The sequence below is a fragment of the Azospirillum sp. B506 genome (assembly GCF_000333595.1).
Lineage (GTDB): Bacteria > Pseudomonadota > Alphaproteobacteria > Azospirillales > Azospirillaceae > Azospirillum.
Window position 1 is genome coordinate 1 of the sequence record NZ_BADK01000425.1, and the last position, 3,113, is coordinate 3,113.

Annotated in this window: 4 protein-coding genes; 3 read left to right on the forward strand and 1 reads right to left on the reverse strand. The window is 69.6% G+C overall.

All coding sequences use genetic code 11. The annotated features are described in order from the left end of the window. Both I71_RS13115 and I71_RS13120 read left to right on the forward strand, forming a co-directional pair. Positions 1–390: ABC transporter permease subunit (locus I71_RS13115; protein WP_042695303.1), on the forward strand; the 390-nt coding region annotated here is incomplete at its 5' end. A gap of 126 nt (positions 391–516) precedes the next feature. Next, positions 517–1,314, forward strand: coding sequence for a phosphodiesterase (locus I71_RS13120; protein WP_042695304.1), 798 nt, complete (start codon positions 517–519; stop codon positions 1,312–1,314). Positions 1,315–1,429: 115 nt separating this feature from the next. Here I71_RS13120 and I71_RS13125 read toward each other — a convergent pair whose 3' ends face one another. Then, entirely contained in the window at positions 1,430–2,377 is a 948-nt protein-coding gene (locus tag I71_RS13125) for a Gfo/Idh/MocA family oxidoreductase (RefSeq protein ID WP_244433809.1), read from the reverse strand. A gap of 345 nt (positions 2,378–2,722) precedes the next feature. On the opposite strand from I71_RS13125, the gene I71_RS39705 reads away from it, so the two are divergent. Next, entirely contained in the window at positions 2,723–2,998 is a 276-nt protein-coding gene (locus I71_RS39705; protein WP_244433810.1) for a hypothetical protein, read from the forward strand. The last annotated feature ends 115 nt before the right edge of the window (positions 2,999–3,113 follow it).

Here is a 3,113-nt window from a genome sequence, read left to right on the forward strand (position 1 = left end):
CTGGTCCGCTTCCTGCCGCTGGCCCTGCGGCCGGTGCAGGCGGCCTGCGCTGCACTCGACCCGACGGTGGAGGAAGCCGCCCGCGCGCTGGGCGCCGGGCCGCTGCGGCGGCTGGTGACGGTGGTGGCGCCGCTGGTCGCCCCGGCGGCGGCGGCCGGCGGGCTGCTGGTCTTCCTGACCGCCTTCAACGAGCTGACCGTCTCCATCCTGCTGTGGTCGCAAGGCCGGGAGACGCTGGGCGTCGTCGTCTATGCGCTGGAGGAGGGCGGCAGCCCGACGCTGGGGGCCGCGCTCGGCGTCATCGCCATTCTGGTGGTGCTGGCCGCGATGCTCGCCGCCGGAACGCTCGGGCGCCGCCTGCCGCCGGGCGTGGTGCCCTGGCGGAGCTGAGGAACGGAGCGCCCTTGCCCCGCCCAGCGCCGCGGCGACCGTCATCGCCGCAAACCCGCTCATCGGCTTTTGAGAATTGTCCGCGAACATCTAGGCTGATCCGAACCACGACCGAGGATCGCCGCCTTGCTGATCGCCCACCTGTCCGATCCCCACATCCGCCCGCCGGGCGAGCTATACCAGGGGCTGGTCGACTCGAACGCGATGTTCGACGCTGCCGTTCGTCACCTGAACGCGCTCGATCCCGCGCCCGACCTTGTGATCGTCACGGGCGATATCGTCGACCGCGGCACAGCGGCCGAGTACCAGCAGGCGCGCGCTGCCTTGAGGTCCATTCGCCAGCCCGTCCTGCTGCTGCCGGGCAATCACGACGAACGGGAGGCCTTCCGGACGGCCTTCTCCGATCATTCCTATTTGCCGGCGACGGGGCCCCTGCATTTCGCCGTGGACGACAGGGGACCGGTGCGCATCATCGGCCTCGATGTGACCGTTCCCGGCAAGCATCACGGCGAAGCCACCGGGGATGCCTGCGCCTGGCTCGCGGAACGCCTGTCGGAGCAGCCGAAGCGGCCGACGCTCGTCATGCTGCATCAGCCGCCTTTTGAAAGCGGCATCGCCTGCATCGACGCCTACAACTGCCGGAACGGCATGGGACTCGCGGCGGTGCTTGCCGCCCATCCCCAGGTCGAGCGCCTGTTGTGCGGGCATGTCCATCGCTTCATGCTGGCACGCTTCGCCGGGACGGTGCTGGTCACCGCTCCCAGCACGACGACGGCCATCGCGCTGCGGCTCGCACCCGATGCCGATCCCGCATCCTACGTCGAGCCGCCAGCCTTCCTGCTTCACCGCTGGCAAGAGGGTGCGGGGCTGGTGACCCACCATGTGCCCGTCGGGACGTTTCCCGGCCCCTTCCCGTTCTTTTGAGAACGGGCTCTCGAAAGAGAACGGGAGGAGACCGGGACGACCGGTCAGGCCGGCAGGCCGGCCGCCTTGCGCACCGCCTCCAGCACGCTCAGCACGTCGCGCGCCTGCTCGGCGGTCACCGGCGGCGGAGCACCGTCGAGGATGGCGGCGGCAATCCCGCGATAGTAGGCGGGATAGTCGCCGGGAATGGTCTCCACCCGGCGTTCCGTACCGTCGGCCCGGGCCAGCAGGGCGAAATTCTCCGGATCGTCCTGGCCCCAGCCTGGGTTCCGTCGGCATGCGGCCGGCGTGCAGGGCCGCCTCCTGGGCCGTCCATGCCGTGCTTGAGGAAGCTGCCGCCGTCGCAAAGGAGCCGGAAGCGCGGCCCCGGCCGGCAGACCACCGTCCCGCAATGCAGGATCGCCCGCATCGGCCCATAGCCGAGCACGATGTGGAACCAGTCGTCGACCTGCGCGTCCGGCCGCTGGCTGCCGACATCGGCAAGGATGCGGTCGGGCATGCCGAACAGGGTCAGCGCCTGATCGATCAAATGGGCACCGAGATCGAACAGCACACCCGATCCGGCCAGCGTCCGTTCGCGCCAGCCCTGCTTGATCTGCGGGCGGAACCGGTCGTAATGCGCCTCGTAATGATAGGGGCGGCCGATCTCGCCCGCCTCCAGACAGGCGCGCAGGGTCAGGAAGTCGTTGTCCCAGCGCCGGTTGTGGAAGACGCTCAGCAGCCGGCCCTGCCGCTTGGCCAGCTCGATCAGTTCGTCGGCCTCCGCCGCGCTGGTCGCCATCGGCTTGTCGATCACCACATGCTTGCCGGCCAGCAGCGCCTCGCGGGCCAGGGGGGCGTGGCTGGTGTTGGGGGTGGCGATCACCACGAGGTCGATGTCCGGGTCGGCGATCACCGCCTCGGCCGTCGTCGCCTCCGCCCCCGGTGCGCCGCGGCGGATGTCGTCGATGCGCGAGCTGGCGACCGCCGTCAGGCGCATACGCGGTTCGCTCCGGATCAGCGGGGCATGGAACACCGACCCGGCAAGGCCGAAGCCCAGCAGACCGACCGTCAGGCTCTTCATCGTCCAGGGTCCTCTTCCCGAAAATCTCATCCGCCAGACCATGGCGTCCGCCCGGCCCCGGCGCAACAGCGCCCGCATCTGCATATCATCGTCCCCGCCGCTCGGGAGAAGGGCTATGTAACGGTTGCGTAACAAGGCGGGCGCCGGGAAAGCGCCGCGTTACCAAATTGTCCGCCCCATCCATCATCTGCGGCGTACAGTGACCGCCAAGCGAACGACCGTCTTGCAGCGGTCCAACAGCAACGCGTCACGGGAGGGAACCGACATGCGCGACCTGCATCCGTGTGCGACGCCGGCCCGAAAGCCGGCCCGAAAGCCGGCCCGAAAGCCGATGAGGCTCGCACCATGACCTTGCAGACCCCATCCTACCGGCCGGCAGCCGGAGAAGAGGCCGCCCCCGGCAGCGCCACCCCGCCCCGGACAGGCGGACTGCGCGCACTGGCCCAGCGGCATCTCTCGAAGCTGGTGGTCGCCCCGTCCTTCGCGGCGATCCTGCTGTTCGTCTACGGCTTCATCGTCTGGACGGCACCGTCCCGGATGCGGAGGGGCTGTGCCTGCACACGCTGCACGGCCGCAGCACCAGCCTTTGCCTGCCGCAATACGAGCTGCCACTGCTACTGATGGAGCGGTTGTTCGGCCCGGATGTGGCCGCTTACACCTGAACGTCGAGGAACATGCCGCGGCGGTAATTGCGCGGCAGGGTCAGCACGCCGTTGACCACCAGGGCGGCCAGTTC

Bases quoted from the DNA above. Each gene is read 5' to 3' on its own strand.
- I71_RS13125 (WP_244433809.1), bottom strand. From the start codon at position 2,377: ATGAAGAGCCTGACGGTCGGTCTGCTGGGCTTCGGCCTTGCCGGGTCG.
- I71_RS39705 (WP_244433810.1), top strand. From the start codon at position 2,723: ATGACCTTGCAGACCCCATCCTACCGGCCGGCAGCCGGAGAAGAGGCC.